Source organism: Viridibacillus sp. FSL E2-0187, from assembly GCF_038006425.1.
GTDB lineage: Bacteria > Bacillota > Bacilli > Bacillales_A > Planococcaceae > Viridibacillus > Viridibacillus arvi.
The window spans coordinates 2,771,463-2,793,449 of the sequence record NZ_JBBOVG010000001.1; the positions used below are offsets into that span (position 1 = coordinate 2,771,463).

Here is a 21,987-nt window from a genome sequence, read left to right on the forward strand (position 1 = left end):
GCTCCTCTATTGAAGAAATTCAAAGAGGAGCTTTATGATTTTTTGATGAGAACATGTATCCAAATCCTCGCATGGTTTTAATGAATTGCGGATTAGAAGGATTATTTTCTATCTTCCTACGTAAGGTGCTAATATGAACTGAAACAGTTTTTGTATCTGCTACTCCATCATACCCCCACACATGATTAATCAACTGTTCTATACTCAGCACTTTGTCGACATTTTCTATTAGATAAAACAATAGTTTTTTTTCTTTCGCAAATAAATGTAGGAGCTCACTATTTTTATATACTGTTTTACCATCTAAAACAACGTTAAGATCGCCAAATTGAACAGCCTTTTCAACCTTTTTAGGTGTTCGGTGCTTTAAATGAACTTGAATTCGCGCCAGTACTTCTTTTAAAACAAATGGCTTTGTAATATAATCATCTGCCCCTATTTCAAAGCCCTCTAGCTTTTGTTCAATGTCATTATTAGCTGTTACAAATATGAGTACACCATCAGAAATTTCGTGGAATTTTTTGCCTATATCGAAGCCATTACCATCAGGTAAATTTACATCCATTAGTACTAAATCAGGTTGTATAGATTTGATTTTTTCCCAGCCTGTTTCAACATCCATTGCACTATCTACTTGATATCCCACATTTTTTATAGCTAGTGTCATTACTTCTAAAATATCGAAGTCGTCTTCTATTATTAAGATCTTCGCATCATTTTTCATTCTTTTTTCCTTTCTTCACGGTTTACAATCTATCTCCCTACTATTATATATAAAAGTATAGATAATACGCATATAAATTGTTTAAAAATTCTTATAATTATACATATCTTGATGCTAGTATAATTCACTTACCATACTCTTATTTTCTATCGTACGATAGCCATATGGATTGTTTTTTTGCCATCTCCAAGCATCCTGGCACATATCTTCTAAACTTCTCTCGGCTTCCCATTGAAGATATGAATTTGCTTTTGAAGGATCTGCATAACAGATGGCAACATCCCCTTCTCGTCGATCAACTATTTTAAATGGAATACTTTTACCGGTTACCTTTTCAAAAGTTGAAACGAGTTGTAATACACTATATCCATTTCCTGTTCCCAAGTTATATACGTTTAATCCATTTTTTTTAACCATACTATCAAGCGCCATTGCATGCCCTTTTGCTAAGTCCATAACATGTAAATAATCTCGAACACCTGTCCCATCAATGGTTGCAAAGTCATCACCAAAAACATTTAAATGTGATCTTAAACCTGTAGCCACCTGTGTAATATATGGCATTAAATTATTAGGAACTGCTCGAGGGTCTTCTCCGATTAAGCCACTTTCGTGTGCACCAATAGGATTAAAATATCTTAATAGAGCAATAGAAAAATATGGTTTTGATTGGATAAATTCATTTAAAAAGCATTCGACTGCGAGCTTTGTTCGCCCATATGGATTAACAGCATTTAAAGGTGCGGTTTCTGGAATTGGGCAATGCTCAGGAACCCCATATACCGTTGCAGATGAGCTAAAAACTAGTTGATGCACATTATATTTATCCATCGTTTCGACCAACTGAATCGTTCCAGATAGATTATTTGTATAGTATTTAATTGGATCATCAATCGATTCGTTAACAGATTTACAACCAGCTAGATGAATGACACTTTCAATTAGAAAACTTCGGAAAATAACGTCTAATACTTCAGCATGACGTATATCTGCAACTAAACTAGTTATTGTTTTTCCAGTAATCATTTGCATACGATTTATTACTTCTCTATTACTGTTTGATAGATTATCAATAATGATGACATTATGTCCCGCTTCAATCAGTTCTATGCAAACATGTGAACCAATATAACCTGCTCCACCTGTTACGAGAATGTTCATATAACCTCTCCCGTTCTATAAGCTTTATGTTTCAATGATATAATATTTTCCACCATTTCCAAGTGAGTTCCATCTAACTTTGTACGTATTTTCTATTTGCAATGAGTCTTCTTTTTTTCCACCATGTTTCTGTATGACACCATGTATGGGTTTATTACTTCTAAAATATGCATAAATACCATCCATTTTACTTCCTCGATAATATAAAGCATCTTCAACATAAGTCACAGCATATGTTTTTGTAAAACCTAGTTTTTTTACCTCTTCCATAAATTTAATATCCTTTATCAAATGAAACATTTGTTCAACGTGTTGACCTTTATTGGGGAAATTTAATTCAATTCCATAGCGCTCCTCAGTTGCTGGATTATAGATGACGATGTCAATTTCACTTTTTTGTCCTTTCTCATTAGGATAAAAAAAATTAACACTCCGTCCAAATTGAAGTTTATATGGAGATTCAATCATCGTTCGCAAGAATATTCCTAATTCGTGTTGTAAAGAAAATTCATTTTCAGTTTCAAAAACTCCTACTTCTAAAAAGCGGAAAAATGTGGATATATCACTTTTAAGGTTCATACATTGCCCTCCAAAACCAATTGTTGTCTAGTTACACAACTTGTACTGGCATTCATTTCTTCAACCAAATCTGCTACTTCCCCCATTGAATAACTTGTGAATTGCTCGCTCTGCTGGAGCTTAACGTATTCTTCCAAAATACGTTCAAGCATTTCAAAGTTTTGATCCGTATTTTTCCCCATATTATGAGGGTGCCACCAGAGATGATAAATTGCCTTTTCTTTTGCTGCTTTTCGCATCGAATTGATAATTCGTTTAAATCGTAATGGTTCTAACCATTGCAAATTCGGATGGTAGGGTCTTAAAAAGGCACTGGATGGAATATTCACAAGAGGCTCCATTTCTAGATTTTGAAGTTTGTACACATGATGACCCGATAAATTTAAATAGCTATCCCCACATTTAAGCAAGCGGTTTAAATGCAGCCCTTTATTGAATTTTCTTGGTGTATACATCCAATGTGATTCATTGCCTCGATAAGTACGTATTTTAACCTTCTTACAGATACGCAAGTAATCCTCATTGACTTGATTACGCGGAAAAACAATAGATTGTACGTGATGACCATGTTGTTTGGCAATCGTCATTGCCGATGCTATATCCGCTTGAAATTGACGTACTGTTTGACCTGGTTCTAGGCAATAATAATGAGAAAAAGTATGAGTGCCGATTTCCTGATAGGGTGTTTGCTCAATTTGTTTGATTAATGAAGCACCATAATGGTAACAATCTGTTTCTTCATTTTCTCCAATTGTTTCAATAGTTGGATAAGGAGATAGTTCTGTTCGATGATAGGTTGGATATTCTTTAGGTAGTGCTGTTAAAAGCTCTTGCTTATTCTTAGCATATAAAAAACCAACTGTTGCCCATGTTGCATGAATTTCGTATCGTTTAAAAAGTTTCAAAAGTCTTGGAATTACTTCTCTTACACCTCGTATATTTTCATCATATTCACCCTTAGTAAACACATCATGTATTCCCCAATTTAACTCAAAATCTAGCGAAATCACTAACCCTCCATTTTCTTTCATGAACCCTTCCTCACCTTATAGAAATGAAAATCGCGAATTTTCAATACAAGATTACTTATTACCGAGTAGGAAATATAGCCTGAATATACATTAACTATCTGACCACCAAATGATTGCTTAAATTCCTGAATGGATGGAACATCTGTTAAACCCCCTACATCATAAATGTCATATCCTTGATTCTTAAAATACAGAATATTCCTCCACCATAAATAACGATTAGCATAATTAATAGCTTGTCTGTTATGTTCATTATTTTGGTTAAGCTGGGCTGTTGCAACATATAAACTCATTGCTGTTTTTCCATCTACAATATATAAGCGATAACAAAGTGTTTTTTCCTGCTCTGTGATAATTTTTGTTAATGTGAGACCACCTTGTTCTCGTAACAACTGCATTGTTTTGTAATGAAAGTAGTTACAAGTATAGATGTTCTTAGATCGAGCAAATTGATTGTAATATTTCTGGAATTCCAATAGTTCTGCATCATTTGGTTTTTCTTGTACAATAACCTTCAATCTCTCTTTTTCTGCTCTTCTTAATTTAGCTTGATTCCTTTTAGACAACTGACCAAATAATATTTCCTTGTTTTCCGTTAAATCAATCCAAACTGTTTTTAACTCTTTCAAAAAACGACGTTGTTTTAATGCATACGTGTAACCTACTAATTGTGCTTTTGATGGGAGTGCCTCATAATCCGCAAAATATATATGCTGTATTTCCATGCCTAACCATTGTCTATTAATAGATAGAATAACGGGCTCCCTCCTTTTGTAATAGCTTTTTTCTCTTCAATCCTTCAAACTGTAGAAACTTCCACTGATGGACAACGCCGACATTTTTAAACCCCTTTTTTTTCAAGGTACGACGTTTTTTCCATTCTGACATTTTCGAGATTACATATATTGTTTCGTTGTTAAAGGATCGGCATATTTGTTCTAAATCTTGCTCTTGCCATCCATCAATAAACACACTATTTGTCACCGGTAATTCGAATCCTTTTTGCCATGTTTGATTCCTATATACTGATTTATGGACTTGAAACTCCCAATTGCTGTCTTCGCCATAAAGTTCAAAACCTTGATAACTAAGTAGAATAGCCTCTGCTCTTCTTTGTGAATATAAAAGATTCTTCAAAGCCAATTTTTCGTATAGCAATTTCTCATATAGTTTAGTTCCTTTTTCAAGTTCATAAAGTTGCCACGTACGCCATTGACAAATAGAAAAAATACTCTTTAACCACTCCTTTTTTGAACGCAAATTATAGATTAGTTTCCCTAAAATATCACGCTTAAATTTAACAAAGGGCTGATGTTGTTTGATTTTTTCTTTAACTGATGCTCCCAAACTGAGTAATATTTTTTGGCGTTTAGCTTTTTTATTAGCTCCAGCTATTATAAATGTTCGAGTAAATGTGACATCTGTATGCCAATCAAATTTATATTTTTCATATCCTATACTAAAATCAAATATTTTTTTCCCTTCTTCATAACTCTGCAATAGCTTTTTACGATCAATTAACCGTCCAGGTCCAAACATTGAAAAATCCGAATCGAACCCTAATGTATATGCAACATACCTACCTCTACATGAAAAGCCATATGCAAATGCAATAATTTCTTGTTCAAAACGAAGTGCATCTACCTCTGTTTTAAAGTTATGATTTTGTATCTGTAGTAATGCCTCGAAAAAGGGGCGGCGTTCAGTGCTAGCAAATCCACTCGTATCAATCTTTTTTTTCCATCTACTTTCAAATAATCCGAACATTTTAGACTTTTCATTACTTTGAAGTGGATAGTACTGCACATTTCCCAATCTTTCTAACTTTTTCTCACTGCGATCGACACCATGTTTCTTTCGTCGTTTATGCATAAATTGCTGGAAATTTACTTTGTCAAAATGTAAATAAGGTGTAACTACTCGGTGAAAACTATATTTGAAACCATTTTCAACCAAAAATAGCTCTAATATATTACTTGTTGCGCTTTCCTCCGAAATACCGTGTAATTGCAGTAATAATGCATCCTCTTTTTTTAATAATGCGTCCAATATATAAGTTAATACGTTTCTTTTATTTTCCGTTTTCACAACGATATCCATATAATTAGCAACACCATCCGCCAAAAATGTCAACTTCTGTACGCCAAGATGTTCTTCTCTCATTAAAGGGAAAAATGCGATTGCTTCTTTATCTTCCATTACAACATAAATCTCAACATTACTAGATTGACCAATTGTTGCCCACCAAGTTGAAATCCACTCATATTCTATAAACGGATTGGTATTCTTCTCTTGTTCAAGAATGTCATCCCACGCTTTTTTATATCCTTTTAACTGTTCAAGCGCGGTTATGATCAAGTAATTGAACATTTCTTTTCACCTTCTTTTCTATTAGCGCTTCCTTGTAAAGGCTCACTGTATTGTCGTACATCTTTTGGAACAAAAAATGATCTTCAAAGAAATTACGCCCTGCTTGCCCAAGTTCTATCCTCAAAGGTCTATCCTCTATCATTCTTACCAAGCATTTTCGTATCTTCAAAACATTTTGGTCTACAAGATATCCTGTTTTTCCTTCTATAACTAGCTCTGCAACACCACCTACATCTGATGCAATAACTGGTAGTCCCGCACGCATCGCTTCTAAAATAGAAATCGGCAGTCCTTCAAAATTTGATAAGAGTACAAATATATCCGCATCTTGAACCTGGTTTTCAATATCATTTCGAACCCCGAGGAATCTTACTCGATGAGAGAGTCCCTTATGCTTAACTAAATCTTTTACATTAGCTAGTTCTACCCCATCACCGATTAATTCCAATGACCATTCTAGTTCTTTCATGGTAGATAATACTTCAATCAACAAGTCCTGTCGTTTTGGTTTCTCAAACCTTGATACCATCACTATTTTAGGAACATTATTATGAAAATGGGATTGTTTGTCATTACTTTGAATACCATTATGAATAGTTGTTATCTTATTTTTTGAAACTACCTTTTTTTGTACAGCAAGCTCCTGATCATAATTAGATACAGCGATAATCTTTGTAGTTCTTGGAGCAAGTATTTTCTCAATGTGTTTATATAATAATTTCTTTAATGGCTGTACTCCTTCGGTAAAAGCCCAACCATGAGCAGTAAAAACAGTTGGGATTTTTAATGAAAAGGCTGCTAGTCTACCAAGAACTCCCGCTTTAGATGAATGAAGCGCTACTAATTCTGGCCCAATTTGCTGTAAGTAGAAACGGAGTTCTAAAAACGCACGGTAATCATTCATCATACTAATATTTCGCCTCAAATGACGAAGTTGAATAATTTTAGCACTCTTTTCATTCTTTGCTTCCTCAATCAATTGTCCTTGTGAGGTCATGATAATTACTTCATGCCCATCCAAACAGAGTTGTTTTGTAAGTGAAAGTACATGGGACTGTGCACCTCCTACTGTATCCAACTTCGTTACAATTTGAACAATTTTCATAGATTTACCCCTCCTTTTCTAGTCTTATTGGAATCCAAGCAAGTGATAATATAAGCCATAAATGCCGCCAGTGTAGACTATCGATAAAAAGGCTATTTGCCACATGTCCGATAATAACCGCACTAATCATTACATAATATGAACTATAGTTACCCAATTGCCGTGAGCTTTGAAAGCCTTTAATAATTGAAGCAATTAAAAATGCACAGAAAGATATAAATCCTAGAAAACCATTTTCTGTTAAAATACGAGCATATAGATTGTGTGGTGCAAAAGGAAATATTATTTCTGATTGTCCAGGTCCTATGCCAGTCGGATTTTTCAAACCAGTTATCAAAGCTTCTTTTTGCATAGCAAATCGGTCATTATCATAATGTTGCAGACTCATTCGATCGCTAAGTTGATCGTCTAGCCCTGTGAATTGGGTATAAAATATTAGTAATATTATACTTATCACAGCTATAGCAATTACTAATTTAATACGATTTATTCCCTCTCTTTGTTTTGCAAATATTAAATATATGACTATAGAAATTACTAAATTGAGCCATGCCGCTCGCGAAAAACTAATTGTCACACCACTTACGAGTACAAAAAAACAACACAGCCAAATGAATCGCTTCGTTTGCTCAAAGCGTAGAATGGCATATATAGTAGGTAATACCAAAAATGGTCCATAGACATTCGGATCTTTAAAAAATAACTTTACTCGTCCAAATAGTAACCAATCATTTACAATTGGAATGATTTGAAAATAAACAGCTAACCCGAGGATCGCGCAGATAATTGCTGTAAAAACGTAGGCCTCTATTATCGTATTTAATACTTTTTCAAAATAACGACCACCTAAACCAACGATCCCAAACCACATCACACTTAAATACAATGTAACAATAAAATAAAATAGACCTACCTTCGTATTTTGCACAAAGAACAATGACAAAATATTCGCAAGCAAAAGTAATAAAATACAAAATACACCAAACGATTGACTTGCACTATAACGTAATACCCCATAAACTACTGCCATTACAGTCACTATGCACATCATGACATCTGTTGGTGCTGGTTCGAACATGACTATGCTACTGAGTAGTACTGCAAGAAAAAGTACCCATTGTAAACTACTTGGTAAGCGTTCAGCCATTTTCAAGCACCATTTCTGGCTCTCTAGATTTACTTATAACAATCCATGCAAAGACGCCACAGACAATATAGCCAAGAGCTGTTAATAGACTGATACACCATAATGCCTCAATATCCGTGAATGCGTAGACATATGAAATTCCAATGGCAAGCACAATTAAACCAAATCGAATGCATTCACCCGCCATTTGAAATAGTAACGCTTCATATATATAGAAAATACCGTTTAAAGGAGCTATGACTATTTTCGTTAAATACATAACCGATAAAATTTGAACAAATGTGGCCGATAGAATCCAATTTGGACCAAATATCATTTCAAATAAATAAGGTGCCGCAAAATCGATTATGATTAGTGATAAGGCACTTATAATAAATAGTTTACGAATTGTTTCCCAAAAATATTGGTTGATACTCTCACCTACACGGACGATTTGTGCCGCTTGTGTAAAGTAAACTTGCGAAGCGGAATAGCCAAGTAGATTTTCAGGTACTGTCAACAATTTTTGAGCTAAAAAGAAATACCCCGCAGTGACAACATCAAAATAGGCAGCTAAAAATAATGTTGGGAGGTGGGTACCTAGGCTATACATCAATCCACTCCAACTAGAAATTAGAGGGAAGTTCTTGTATCGTTTCATCACCTGCCAAAGTATGCCTGGGTTATTACGAAATGAATGAACTATATCTTTTCGAAACTTCCAAATATAATATATTGATCCAATCACTCGACCAAGTACCTCACCAATAAGCAAGCCAATAACACCGAACTTGATTAGACCAAACCCTAATTGGCTACCTGCTTGTCCACCATTCATTGCGAGCTTAGCATATGAAATTTCACTGTACTTTTCTAATCGTAGTGCCCAAATATTCAGTGCCTGATAGATCCCAACAAATAGTAAGCTAATAGCTAAAATCCAAAAATACGGTTCCGCACTTTCAATATTTAACCATGTTGCAATAGGTAGTATTAGTAAAATCAAGCACACTAATGTACTAACTATAAATACAGAGAATAATGATATACATAATAAAGGAAGCGCGTCTTTTTCCTCTTTTGGTAGCATTAATGCACTTTCATAACGCATCGATACGATGATCATGGACAAATATAACAAAGCGGTGAATACAGATAATACGCCAAAATCTTCTGGCTTATAAATTCTTGTTAAAATAGGCGTCATGATTAAAACGACAATATTAGAAACCGCTGCTCCTGCAATTAGTACCCACAAGCTTTTAATAAAGCGGTTTTGTATCTGTGTTTGAAGCCATTTTTTCATAAAACCCCCTCTTTCATGCTTCATTCAAGACAACCCCTATTAACCTTCCTTGTAAATTTTTCAACTTTTCAAAATCAATAGATGCTTGTCGTACAAATGTTTTTCTTGTATTTGCTACGTATACATAACCATCTACGATTTTTGTGAGTATTAAGGCATCAGATACTTGAAGTGAAGCGGTATCAATTATCACGACATCATAGATTTGTTCTAATTTTTCAATTGTGTTTGACATTTTTTTAGAGCTAAAAGAGGCAATTGGATTTTTTATATGTTGCCCTGCACATATAACCTGCAAATACTGATTTACTGTCGGTTGTGTTATTTCTTCTAGTTCGATGTCTTCAGCAAGATAATGCGCTAACCCTTTCGTTAAACTTCTTGCACATAAACTTGTCGTATTTGCTCCTTGACGCAAGTTCGCATCCACATAAATTGTTTTTTTATTGTCATTTGCAAAGTGTTTGGCAAGCTCGGTTGCGATTAGTGTTTTACCTTCCTTTTTACCATTACTTGTGACAACAAACGTTTTTGTATTTGAAGAGCGTAAATGAATTTCCAAAATCGAACCGACAAAGTGAATATGGTCTGCCAATACCTCCCTTTTACGTTCTGGTTTCCACCACCATTTCATTCGTGGGACATCACTTAAATACGTTTGCTCAACATGCTCAAGTTTCTTTTGCCCATCCAACTTAGGTTTATATACTTCTCTAATAAAAATCAATATCAATGAAATGAACAACCCAAACAAAGCACCTGTTCCACTATATAAACTATATTGTGAAACAATATTTGGAGCTTCACCTAAAGCTGCATTATGAAGCAATTGAATATTATTAAGATGAAATAAAACACCTATTTGTTCTTTGAAAAGAGTAGCAAATGTATTAGCAATTATAGTTGCTCTTTGTGGTTGGTTTTCCATTACAACAATGGAAATAATCTGTGAATTCTCTTCTGAAACTATGGAAATATTATTCATGAAATCGGATTTCGACATTTTCTTATCTAATTTTTCATTTAATAAATCTAGCATAAGATTACTTGAGAGTAGTTCTTTATAGGTATTCATTAGACGCAATGTTGTATCAATTTCTGAAGAAGTCAGAGGTTGATTTGAATTAGTAGTAATCGGTTTAATCAACAAATCTGTTCGTGCTTCATATTTTTGTGGGATGTTGAAACAAATACCTGCCCCTAATATTAGGCCCAACAGGGTGAAAATGAGCATTTTCCATTTATAGCGAACGACTAAATACCATAATTCGTAAATTGTAATTTCTTTATTCATGACATCCTCCGATTATTTTTAATACGCCCCTTCCCCATTGAAAACAACACGAATTGTACGTATTAATATTTTGATATCTAGTACAAAAGAGCAGTTTTCTACATAATCAATGTCATACTCAACTTTCTGACCATGTGATATATCGGAACGCCCATTTATTTGTGCTAATCCGGTAATACCTGGCTTCAAATATAATCTTCTTGACTGAACGGCATTATAAAAAGAAGTAATATCAGGTATTTCAGGTCTTGGTCCTACTAAACTCATTTCACCCTTTAATACATTAATTATTTGAGGTAATTCATCTAAACTCCATTTCCTTAATAATTTACCTATTGTTGTGACACGTGAATCTAGAGCACCTTTAAAAACGAAATCATCTGGAACGCCTTCCTGCCAGTTCTTTTCTTCTTTTCCTAATTGATGGCATTTCATTGTTCGAAATTTCCAAATTTTAAATTCTTCAAAATGTAAACCTGTCCGATACTGTTTAAAGAAGATCGGTCTGCCTGAGAAAACTAGCAATAAAAAAGATATAACCAGAATTAACATTGTGATAATTGGTAAAAGAATACTAGCAACAATTAAATCCAACAATCTTTTTCCATACTTCAAGTAAAAAGTAGTTCTTTCCATTACATTTACTTGCATGTGACTCCTCCTAAATTAAAACGCATTCAAAATGAGCAAACATTTTCTATACATTATTCAAATTATCAGCCGAAAAATTTGGATGTTACAAATTTGTTTACAACATTAGATTAATTGTTAAAGGTTAAAAAATGGTTAAAAAATCGTTTTTGTTTTTTTACAAAAATCAAAATTCCCCTAACTAGTTATATAATCCCGTAAATCGATCTTTTAAACGACTTTTAAACCAATTCAGAAATAGGTTAAAAGTTATATGCATTACGACAAAATCTATAAAGATAAATATATAAGAACTTATAATACTTTTAGAAATTACACGTTTTTTAATGATTTCATTAATAAAAAATCATTTTTTCATTCATTTTTTTGTAACAATTATATTATTCTCAATAGAATTACGACAAAATAATACTATGTAAAAAAGTTGAAATACTCATTTATTTTTTAAAACAGGTAATATGTCACAGACATGATTTTTCTGCATATAAAAACGCGACTTTATAATAAAAATTAAAAAGTCGCGTCTATTGCCTATGTAATTATTTTATTATACAGGCTTATCTAGAAGTATATTGTGTTTGTCGGTTTTTGATCCAAATGCCCAAAATGACTAATAAGATCATACTCATAATTGGGATGATAATGGCCATTTGAGGAAACGTTCGATCTACAAATTGTGCACCGTACTTGTCCGCAACTATCATATGCCCGGCTGTATAAGCAATCATTAAAGCACCTACCCAAATAAGAATCGGGAATTTTTCCATTAATTTAATTATTAACTGACTACCAAATACAATGAGTGGAATACTTACAGCAAGTCCAAGTATAACTAAACCCATATGTCCATCTGCAACACCAGCTACTGCTAACACATTATCTAAACTCATAACGAAATCCGCGATGATAATCGTTCGGATAGCTGCAAATATTGAGCTACCACTTTTCAAATTAGGATCTTCGCCTTCAGATTTTAATAAATCCAGTGCAATATAGAATAATAATAAACCACCAACTAATTTAACTAATGGAATTTGTAATAACCATACAGCAGCGAATGTAAGTACTACGCGTAAAATAATGGCTCCTGCAGTACCAATAAATATGGCTTTTTTCCGTTGTCTTTTTGGTAAGTTTCGACATGCTAATGCAATGACTACAGCGTTGTCACCACTTAAAACAATGTCTAGTAATATAATGGATAAGATTTTTGTTATGAAAACTGCATCCATTTTTTCTCCTTCTTTCTAGTTAGATATCGTTTACTATTCTACTCTTATATAAATAAATGGAAAGTAAAAACTTAGGACAGACTCTAATAGCATATGTGAAAATGGAGAAAATTATGTTATGAATGCGCAAAAAGCGAGCAAAATCATACATTTGCTCGCTTTTTTATTTTGCTTTTATAATTGAATCAATTATTTTTTTGAAATTCCTTTTTCAGGTGCATATTCTGTAATCCAATCACTATAACTACCTGTGTACAGTTGTACGTTTGAATACCCGTCTTCTTTTAGAATTGCGAATAATGGTGATGCCGTTACACCACTACCACAATAAACTACTATTTGTTCATCTTGCTTTACAACATCATGCAGTTTCTGATTTGTTGTTAATACCCCATCTGCTTTTAATTGCTCCCAATCAAAATTACGTGCACCTGGAATATGACCCGCTACTTTATCCATCGGCTCTATTTGCCCTAAATATCTCGCTTCAGCGCGCGCATCTAGTAGCACTTTTTTTACTTTCCCATCAACTATCTCTTTAACACCTGTACGATTTACATAAAGGTCATCTTGCCATCTTGGTTTAAGAGTAGTTGTTGTTATTACTTCTTCTCCTGATTGAACAGCAATACCTGCTTCTTTTATGACAACGTAGCCTTCTTTTACTATTTTAGCATTTTTAAAACCACCATATTGAAGCATCCACCATGCACGTGTTGCAAAAGGTGAAGCCCCTTGATCGTAGACAGCGATTGTTTTGTCCGTATCGTATTGTAAACCGCTTCTTTCAAACAGAGACCGTAACTGTTCTTTGTCAGGCATTGGATGACGACCCTCGTCTTTTGTCATGTCTGAAAGGTCTTTTTCTAAATCCCAGTATACTGCGCCTTTAACGTGTTCTTGACCATATAGTTTTCGCCCTTCTTCTGCATTTTGCAAATTAAATCGTGCATCGATCCAAATGACATTGTTCATGTCTATATCCTTAATTGAAATAAACACGTTTCCCATTACTTCACAACTCCCTCAAATAGTGATGCGTAGATTTTTTTCCATTCAGCAAGCTTGCTTTCTTCTTGTAAAAGCTCACGTTCTGTTGCAATTTGCTCTGTTGCTTGAGCACTTAAATGATGACGTAAACTTTCCGCTTCAGTAGTTATAAGTGATTCTGACCAATTATTTAAACGTTTTGCTTCCGTGTTCAAATATTGTTGAGCGTCGGGTTTTGTTAATTGTTCTAATGCTTCTCTTAATTTCAATCGATCGCCTTTTTCAAAGAATGCTTTATTATTTTTAAAATGAGATTTAACAGATTCATACGGTGCAGTTTGTTCAAATGGGCCTACAAATTCAAGTATTGCTGGCTCTTCTGTTTCAAATGGCGTAAATGAGAAGCTATCATTTACATCTTTTAATTTTCTTACATCTTCGATATAACGCTCAGTCACCTTTTTATGGATAAACTTCGCAATACGGAAGTTTGTAACACGCATTTCCTGTTCTAAATCAAAGCTTAAGCTTTGTAATAATTCTTTTAATGCTAATTGTAATGCCGTTGCTGATGATTTCCCTGCGAATGTTGCTGGATTATACGCTTCATTATAAAAATCTGCAAAGCGATAATAAACTCGCTGTAATACATAGTACATCAGCTCTGATAATTCTTGCTCAACATCTTTTTTAATAACGGCTGCACCTGATTTTTCGAAACGAGTATGAATAAATTGCTCAAGTTTCGTCAGTTCCACAAGGCGTTCGTCTTTACGTTGCATATTGTCTTCAGTTTGCTTAATAAGTGAAGCGAGACGGTTTTGTGTTTTGTCCGTTTCTTCTACTAAAGCTTGAACTGCTAAAGAGCTCAACTCTTCAGATAAGAAATGATGGAATGCATCTTCAAACGGTTTCATTCCTGATTCGAAATTATTTTTTTCTACTTTTTCTTTTAATGCAAGTAAACTAGACACACCAAATAATCGAGGTTTTCTAATACCGAAGCGTTGCAACTCTTGCTGTACATAAGTTTTAACTTCTCCCTCTTCTTCCTTATTTGACGCAAGATCAATAGCATTTACGATGAAGAACATCTTATCCAGCTCAAAAGCATCTTTTACACGACCTAATTGAATCAAGAATTCACGGTCTGCTCGCGCAAATGCATGATTATAATACGTAATAAATAGAATAGCATCAGCATTTCTAATGTAATCAAATGCAACACCAGTATGGCGGGCGTTAATAGAGTCTGCCCCCGGGGTATCTACTAATGTGACACCCATTCTTGTTAATTCACAATCAAAATAGAAATCAATGGAATCAACAAAACAGCTACGTTTTTCTTCTGCTACAAATTTTTCAAAATCCTCTCGATTTGTGCGTAAAGTTGTTCCTAACTGCTCTTTAAATTCTTCATATCCTTGTGCGAAAGCACGGATGAAAGACTTATGGACATGTAATCTCTCATCGTCTAATTCCATTTGTAATCCTTCAGTAGCTTTATTGAATGCTTCTTCTAAAGATGTCACATGCATACCAATCGCCTCATAAGACGAAATAATGTCAGCTTGTAATTGGTCAGTTGTTTTTAATCGAACATCAGCCGTTTCATGAGGATGTTCTGGTGAGACAGGTCGAATTTTGTTAATTGCTGCTGTCGTTGGATTTGGAGAAACAGGTAAAACTTGTTGACCCATAAGTGCATTAGAAAATGATGATTTACCAGCACTAAATGCTCCAAATAACGCAATTGTAAAATCCTTTTTATTAAGGCGTTCTACTTTATTTTTGAGATAATTTGATACCTCTTTAAATCCTTGGACATTCGCCACAGCATTAGCTGTATGTATTGCTTGCTTAACTGCAATAGCTGTTTGTATAGTCTCCACATCGTCAGCATCTTCAGTATGTTTTTCTTCTATTAGAATATCTTCCTCTTGTTGTAACATCGCAGGGTCGAATAATCGTATTTGCGCAAAAGCTTCTGAATGCTCTTTTGTCCACATTTCAACACAATTATCTGCATCCTTATTTAATACTGTTGTAGCAGCTGCTGATTTTTTTGCATAAAACTGCTCCTGTTCTTCAACATGCTCGATTTCTTTAATGACTGTTACTTTTTCAGATAGTACTTCTTGTTTTTTCTTCAACGGTTCAACAGAGCCAAAAGATAATTGCTCTACAAAAGTTGCCTTGTCATCTTTCCATTCATCAGTTGTTCTAATAAACCAACGCTTTGTTGCTTCTGATACACGGTTAGCAAAATTCAACAACCCGTCACCAGTTGCTAAGGCATCTTTTTTCACTTGATCTTGAATTGTTTCAAAAGGTACGTTGAATTCAATTGTATCAATTTCAAGAGATACATCATCAGTTAATGCGCCAACGTCCTTCAATGAATTTTTCATCAATGACAGCATATGACCTGAAATTTGTGATGTAATAATCGACTGATAGAGTTTGTAAAGCTCTTCTTTACGTAATTCTTTTTCAGCAGCAGTTTTCTTTGCTGAAAAGAACATCCCTACCTTAAAGTCTTCTTGCATACTTTCTAAGTAGAGTTTTAGCTTATCACGTAGCTCATAAGGCATAATACCAGCATTATTGAGTAACTCTTCACGTTGTTGTTCAAAGGATTTTTTCCATTTTTCAACAGAGTAAAGTTCTAATTGACGCTGGATATTGGCGTATTGATCTTTTAACTCTTGGCGATTTTCCCAATCTGAAAATGGCAGAATTTCTTCATTTATATCGAAGATTTCTTGTTTTGTATCTTGTAAATATTCTTCATGTTCTTTATTCAATTGTTGTAAAGTCTTTTTAGCCGTCTCAACTAACTGCTCTTGCCAACCATCCATACTACTCATAACAATTTCCTTGACTGTTTGGAAATCATTATGTGGATGCTCGAGTTCACGTAGAGAAGTAAAGAAAATACCTTTTGGAACAACTCCCCAATTTGCAAAAGAAGTATGAACAGACTGCTCAAATTCTGTAAAATCAAGTTCATTATCTTTGTGTTTATCAATTTGATTGACGATTAGATAAACATTTGGGTTAAATTTCATTAATTGTTTTGTAAATTGAAAATTTAATTCTGATTGAACATGGTTATAGTCCATAACGTAAAACACGATATCTGCTAAATGTAGTGCTGATTCGGTTGACATGCGATGAGCATCATCCGTCGAGTCTACTCCTGGAGTATCCATTACTGTTACGCCATCAGGTAGGACTGATTTTGAATGGCCGATTTCAATTTGCGATACGAGTGCTCCATTTTTAGCGAAGGCCTTGACTGTTTTAATATCATAATCTCCAGTGAATTTCACTGGATCTTGTCCTGTTAAAAAGGCAATTGCGTAATCGCTTTCAGATTTATGTACTTTAACAACGTTTGCACTCGTAGGTATTGGACTAGAGGGTAATAGCTGATCTCCTGTTAATGCGTTAATCATGCTCGATTTCCCTGCAGAGAAATGGCCAGCAAAGCCAATCATATATTCTTTATTTAATAGTTTATTTGCAAAAAGCGTCGTTTTTTGCAAACGCTCCTCATCTGCGTTATTTTTGTAAATCAAATATTGCATTGCTGTTTGCTTTAATAATTGTTGAAGTTGCTGATCAAATACTGTCATGAAAGGCTTTAACTCCTTTAATATGTAATAAACTCATTCTAACATGTAGAAGGAAAACGACAAACAAAAAAATCCTCCCAATTACGGGAGGATTTTGTCGTTATTTTAAATGTGCGGTTGTTTGAGTGAAAACATATTTACTAACTGCACCGTAGATTAATACTGTAGCTCCAATAAATGCAAATATCACTTTGACCGCTCCCTTTTATTTGATCGTTAAGTATATGTAATGAATATGAAAATCATTCTCATCTATCTTAATGATAATGAAAATCATCCTCTTCGTCAAGTATTAATTCAATTTTTTAAACTCGCATGTTATTATAGAAATAAAGTCACGTATCGGGAGTGTTTAAATGAGTACTTCTATTCAAATACAAGCCGTCTTGAACGGTACTATAAACGCACTAAAATCAGTTATTCCTTATCAAATTCAAGTAGCATCTCCAACTATCACATCAGACCCTTACGAACAAAATGAAATTGGTGTGCTTATTGGCATGGTTGGTGATTTGAAAGGGCGGATCATAATTGATTCAACACCTGAAACATTTAGTGCAATCGGCGCAGGTATGTATGGGATGACCTTAGAAGGCGCCATGCTAGAATCCTTTACAGGTGAATTCGGTAATATGATTGCTGGTAACCTCTGTACGTTTGCAGCAGAAAAAGAATTGGATTTAGATATTACACCTCCAACTGTTATGGTCGGACATACAAAATTATACGGTTTCCAACACGCTTTTAAACTGCCTGTAACAATTGATAACATTGGTAAACTAATCATCTTATTAACTATAGATACAAATGAATAGTATTTGAGTGTCTTGTTCAATGAATTGAGCTAGACGCTTTTTTTTTGCCCCAATATATTAGCATACCCATTTCCCCTTCATAATTTCTACAATATTTCATGTCATTTCACACTTCATTCACATTTCACATGCTTTAGTGTGATATTTATCACATCCCACAAAAGCTTATTTTTATATGATGAACACAGGGAATTTAGGATTAATTCAATTGATAAGGGAGGGTTCAATATGGCTAACAAAAATCATTCCGACGGCAACTTAAAAGGAACTTTTTACTTAGTTATGGCATTAGGGGTCTTTATAGTTGTAGTTTGGGGTCTTTGTTTTGGACTATTTCTTGATCGCTTTTAAACTGAAAGAAGGAAGGGAAAATTATGCATCTTCATAAATACGAAAAGTATTGGCTTGCATTCGGTGTTGGCTCACTTATAGTGTTCTTATTAATTACTGGTATCATGGCCTTTCATAACGGTAGCCACCCACCAAGTGCAAAAAATACGATTAACTACGAAAAAGTAGATGAAATCGCTCCATTCAATAACCCAGGTGTCCATAAAGTGGAAGGAAAAGATTGGGATTATGAAGCCGTTGTAGTTGCTTCAGCATTTTACTATGATCCTCCTATTTTAGAAGTACCTGTTGGCGCTAAAGTTAAATTCATCGCAACTTCAAAAGATGTTGTACATGGTTTCGAGGTTGCTGGTACAAATATTAATATGATGTTAGAACCTGGATACATTTCAGAATATGTAACAACCGTTGATAAAGTTGGCGAGTATTTAATCGTTTGTAATGAGTATTGTGGTGTAGGTCATGCTCAAATGCATTCTATGCTTAAGGTGGTGGAACCAGAATGAGTCAAGCATTAGCTAATAAATCAAAAGCAGATGTAAATAAACAAAATCTTGTTGGGAAGGTTTCCAATAAAGTTAATGATTTAATGCAAGTAGATCGTAAAGATTCAAAAATAGCCATGGCTCATATTTATGTAGCTATGATCGCTCTTTTATTAGGTGGAACTGCAGGTCTTTTACAAGTACTTGTTCGATCTGGCGAATTTAAATTACCATGGGGCATTGGTTATTACCAAGTTCTAACTGTCCACGGTGTTTTATTGGGCTTAATATTAACAACATTCTTCATTTATGGATTCCAAATTGCTGCTGTTAGTCGTACTTCAGGTGCATTATCAGCGAAACAGCGTCTACTTTGCTGGATCGGCTTCTGGACTATGACTGCTGGTACTGCAATGGCATCAGCTATGGTGCTATTAAATGAAGCATCAGTTCTATATACGTTCTATGCACCGTTGCAAGCGCACTGGATTTTCTATTTAGGCTTAACATTAGTAGTTGTAGGTTCTTGGATTGGAGGTCTTGGCCAAGCACTACGATGGATGCAATGGCGAAAAGAAAATAAAGGGCAAACTACACCTTTACTTTCATTTATGGTCGTTTGTAACAACTTAATGTGGTTCGTGGCAACAATTGGTGTAGCTTCTGAAGTACTATTCCAGCTACTTCCATGGTCATTAGGTTTAGTAGAACGTGTTGATATTCTATTATCTCGTACTCTTTTCTGGTCATTTGGTCACGCGCTTGTTTACTTCTGGTTATTACCTGCCTATATGATTTGGTATGTAGTTGTTCCTAAAGTAATTGGTGGCAAAATTTTCTCTGATGCATTATCTCGTTTGTCATTTATTATGTTCGTATTGTTCTCAGTTCCTGTAGGTCTTCATCACCAATTAACTGAACCTGGTGTTGACGGATCATGGAAATTCTTACAAGTGATTTTAACTATGATGGTTGTTATTCCTTCACTATTAACTGCTTTTTCTCTATTCGCTACATTTGAAATACGTGGTAGAGCATTAGGCGGTAAAGGCCTATTCGGTTGGTTGAAACAATTACCTTGGGGAGATGCGCGATTCTTTGTACCTTTCCTAGGTATGTTAGTATTCATCCCAGGAGGAGCAGGCGGTATTGTCAATGCTTCTTACCAGATGAACCAGTTAATCCACAATACAATTTGGGTAACAGGTCACTTCCATTTAACAGTTGCTACAGCCGTTGTATTAACTTTCTTTGGCGCTTGTTATTGGTTAGTACCTCACTTAACTGGCCGTACATTAACTAAAGAAATGAATAAGTTAGGTATTATTCAAGCAATCGTTTGGGTAGTTGGTATGGGTATCATGTCAAGTGCAATGCACGTAGCTGGTTTACTTGGCGCACCACGACGTTCTGCATTCTCTGATTATGGCGGTGCTGATATTGCTAGTACATGGATATCTTATCAAATTGCACAAGCTGTGGGTGGCACGCTTCTATTCATCGGTATTCTACTATTCCTTTATATTTTTGTGAAACTTTGCTGGTTCGCACCTAAAGGTCAAGAAGAATTCCCGATAGCAGAAGTTGCTCCAAACGCAGAAAAAACCCCAGCAATTTTGGAAAACTTTAAACTTTGGATAGTGATTCTTGTTGCACTAGTATTAATCGCGTACAGCTTCCCGATCTTTGATATTATCTCAAATGCTCCGTTGGGATCTAAGGGATATAAACTCTGGTAAATATATAAATCACAATACCCGATATTAAGATAAAAAATACCCCCGTAAAATGGACACTATTAAGTCCACTTTACGGGGGTTTATATGTTTTTTATATAAATAGTTCGGATAAATAGAGCATCCATAAAATCAGTTATATGCAAATCTAATTTACCCTAACAAAGATATAAAAACCATATTCCCTTATATATTACCAAGACCAAATTAACATAACGGACTACCTGCCTGAATTAAAACAACACACATATCATCCGGTTGATCAAGTTGTAATGCTTTAGGCATTACAATATCAATTGGTTCAATTACTTCACAATCTACCCAACGCTCCGAAATGGCTTCTTTTATTGCATCCAACCCATCAGTCTCTTCATTATCAAGAGATTCCATCACACCATCCGTAAAAATCAACAGCTGAATTCTCTCATTGTAATGAACAATATCTTTACTTATTTTCATTTCATTAAAAAAACCAACTGGACAAGATCCTTTCGAAAGCGATACCACTTTTTCATCATCAACATAGGCAAAGCCGGGTGGGTGCCCTGCGTTAACGTACTCTACTGTTTTTTCCTTCGTGTCAATAATCATATAAATGGCTGTAAAATAATACTGCACAGGATTGTCTTTTTTATTAAGTACGTTCATCCACCTGTTTAACTCAACTATAATTGCTTCTGGATCAGTATTCTTCCGAATGGCATCTCGCAGTACTGAAGATATATACATACATACAAGAGACGCTGAGATACCGTGTCCCATCATATCTAAAATAATTACACCGTATCGATTTTCATCAATCCGTTGCCAATAATACATATCACCTGCAAGCTTGTTTGCAGGTAGATATGATGCCTTTATCATTAGTTGTTCATTGATAATTGGCTCACTTAATAAACTACTTTGTACTTGCATCGATAAATCCAGTTCATCTCTTAGCTTTTTATCTTGTTCTTTATGCCAATCTTTTTCATACTTTAAACGCAGACCTACACGAATTCTAGCGAGTAGATCAATTTTATTGATGGGCTTCATTATGTAATCTATTCCACCTACACCGAGTGCCTCCGCTACCTTATTAGAGTCTTCCAATGCAGTCACAAAAATAACTGGGATATCCTTCAAATGGGGAATATTCTGCAAGCGTCGGCAAGCTTCAATGCCATCCATTTCCGGCATCATAATATCAAGAAGTATAATGTCTACTTCTGTTTCTTTTGGATATTCTTGATCAACCCCTAAATAGTCAAACATTTCTTGGGCTGATGAAAGTGAACGGTAATCGTTATACCCTGCGCGTTTTAGTATATTTTCAACTAAGAAAAGGTTTACTTGGTTATCATCCACGATTAAAATCGTCATTCTTTTAGCCCCTTTAGCTTATGAATCC

The 21,987-nt window shown here is 34.7% G+C and carries 19 protein-coding genes; 4 read left to right on the forward strand and 15 right to left on the reverse strand.

The features are described from left to right. Nucleotides 1-19: 19 nt before the first annotated feature. The 14 genes from MHH85_RS13560 to MHH85_RS13625 form a co-directional block, all read right to left on the reverse strand. Complete coding sequence (locus MHH85_RS13560; protein WP_340707480.1) at nt 20-724, reverse strand: response regulator transcription factor; 705 nt, start codon at nt 722-724, stop codon at nt 20-22. A gap of 114 nt (nt 725-838) precedes the next feature. Continuing rightward, nucleotides 839-1,885, reverse strand: coding sequence for a UDP-glucose 4-epimerase GalE (gene galE / locus MHH85_RS13565; protein ID WP_340707481.1), 1,047 nt, complete (start codon nt 1,883-1,885; stop codon nt 839-841). Nucleotides 1,886-1,909: 24 nt separating this feature from the next. Next, complete coding sequence (locus MHH85_RS13570) at nt 1,910-2,464, reverse strand: hypothetical protein (RefSeq protein ID WP_193738976.1); 555 nt, start codon at nt 2,462-2,464, stop codon at nt 1,910-1,912. Continuing rightward, nucleotides 2,461-3,495, reverse strand: coding sequence for a polysaccharide deacetylase family protein (locus tag MHH85_RS13575; protein WP_340707482.1), 1,035 nt, complete (start codon nt 3,493-3,495; stop codon nt 2,461-2,463). Before MHH85_RS13575 ends, MHH85_RS13570 begins: the two co-directional genes overlap by 4 nt. Then, entirely contained in the window at nt 3,492-4,220 is a 729-nt protein-coding gene (locus tag MHH85_RS13580; protein WP_340707483.1) for a hypothetical protein, read from the reverse strand. Before MHH85_RS13580 ends, MHH85_RS13575 begins: the two co-directional genes overlap by 4 nt. 16 nt (nt 4,221-4,236) lie before the next feature. After that, nucleotides 4,237-5,865 carry a GNAT family N-acetyltransferase gene (locus MHH85_RS13585; protein ID WP_340707484.1) on the reverse strand — a complete coding sequence of 543 codons (1,629 nt, stop codon included), beginning with the start codon at nt 5,863-5,865 and terminating at the stop codon, nt 4,237-4,239. Next, on the reverse strand, nt 5,834-6,970 hold the full coding sequence (locus MHH85_RS13590; protein WP_340707485.1) for a glycosyltransferase family 4 protein: 1,137 nt from the start codon (nt 6,968-6,970) through the stop codon (nt 5,834-5,836). Before MHH85_RS13590 ends, MHH85_RS13585 begins: the two co-directional genes overlap by 32 nt. Nucleotides 6,971-6,974: 4 nt before the next feature. After that, nucleotides 6,975-8,117, reverse strand: a complete 1,143-nt coding sequence (locus MHH85_RS13595) for an O-antigen ligase family protein (RefSeq protein ID WP_340707486.1) — start codon at nt 8,115-8,117, stop codon at nt 6,975-6,977. Next, nucleotides 8,110-9,402: a lipopolysaccharide biosynthesis protein gene (locus tag MHH85_RS13600; protein ID WP_340707487.1), complete on the reverse strand. Its 1,293-nt coding sequence runs from the start codon at nt 9,400-9,402 to the stop codon at nt 8,110-8,112. Before MHH85_RS13600 ends, MHH85_RS13595 begins: the two co-directional genes overlap by 8 nt. A 13-nt stretch (nt 9,403-9,415) precedes the next feature. Next, a complete protein-coding gene (locus MHH85_RS13605) occupies nt 9,416-10,696 on the reverse strand; it encodes a Wzz/FepE/Etk N-terminal domain-containing protein (protein ID WP_340707488.1) in 1,281 nt (426 codons plus the stop codon). Between the two features lie 18 nt (nt 10,697-10,714). Next, nucleotides 10,715-11,347 carry a sugar transferase gene (locus tag MHH85_RS13610; protein WP_340707489.1) on the reverse strand — a complete coding sequence of 211 codons (633 nt, stop codon included), beginning with the start codon at nt 11,345-11,347 and terminating at the stop codon, nt 10,715-10,717. A gap of 557 nt (nt 11,348-11,904) precedes the next feature. Next, nucleotides 11,905-12,579: a TerC family protein gene (locus MHH85_RS13615; RefSeq protein WP_193738967.1), complete on the reverse strand. Its 675-nt coding sequence runs from the start codon at nt 12,577-12,579 to the stop codon at nt 11,905-11,907. 189 nt (nt 12,580-12,768) lie between these two features. Continuing rightward, nucleotides 12,769-13,590, reverse strand: coding sequence for a sulfurtransferase (locus MHH85_RS13620; RefSeq protein ID WP_193738966.1), 822 nt, complete (start codon nt 13,588-13,590; stop codon nt 12,769-12,771). Then, complete coding sequence (locus MHH85_RS13625; RefSeq protein WP_340707490.1) at nt 13,590-17,210, reverse strand: dynamin family protein; 3,621 nt, start codon at nt 17,208-17,210, stop codon at nt 13,590-13,592. Before MHH85_RS13625 ends, MHH85_RS13620 begins: the two co-directional genes overlap by 1 nt. A 356-nt stretch (nt 17,211-17,566) precedes the next feature. On the opposite strand from MHH85_RS13625, the gene MHH85_RS13630 reads away from it, so the two are divergent. The 4 genes from MHH85_RS13630 (at nt 17,567) to MHH85_RS13645 (ending at nt 20,600) form a co-directional block, all read left to right on the forward strand. Continuing rightward, nucleotides 17,567-18,025 carry a chemotaxis protein CheX gene (locus tag MHH85_RS13630; protein ID WP_193738964.1) on the forward strand — a complete coding sequence of 153 codons (459 nt, stop codon included), beginning with the start codon at nt 17,567-17,569 and terminating at the stop codon, nt 18,023-18,025. A 228-nt stretch (nt 18,026-18,253) separates the two neighbouring features. Further along, the gene (locus tag MHH85_RS13635) at nt 18,254-18,376 is read left to right on the forward strand and encodes a hypothetical protein (protein ID WP_255511510.1); all 123 of its coding nucleotides are present in this window, start codon (nt 18,254-18,256) and stop codon (nt 18,374-18,376) included. 23 nt (nt 18,377-18,399) lie between these two features. Further along, nucleotides 18,400-18,882, forward strand: a complete 483-nt coding sequence (locus tag MHH85_RS13640; RefSeq protein WP_193738963.1) for a cytochrome B5 — start codon at nt 18,400-18,402, stop codon at nt 18,880-18,882. A gap of 83 nt (nt 18,883-18,965) precedes the next feature. Next, nucleotides 18,966-20,600, forward strand: coding sequence for a b(o/a)3-type cytochrome-c oxidase subunit 1 (locus MHH85_RS13645; RefSeq protein ID WP_340708173.1), 1,635 nt, complete (start codon nt 18,966-18,968; stop codon nt 20,598-20,600). A gap of 204 nt (nt 20,601-20,804) precedes the next feature. Here MHH85_RS13645 and MHH85_RS13650 read toward each other — a convergent pair whose 3' ends face one another. Next, entirely contained in the window at nt 20,805-21,959 is a 1,155-nt protein-coding gene (locus MHH85_RS13650; RefSeq protein ID WP_340707491.1) for a fused response regulator/phosphatase, read from the reverse strand. Nucleotides 21,960-21,987 lie beyond the last annotated feature (28 nt).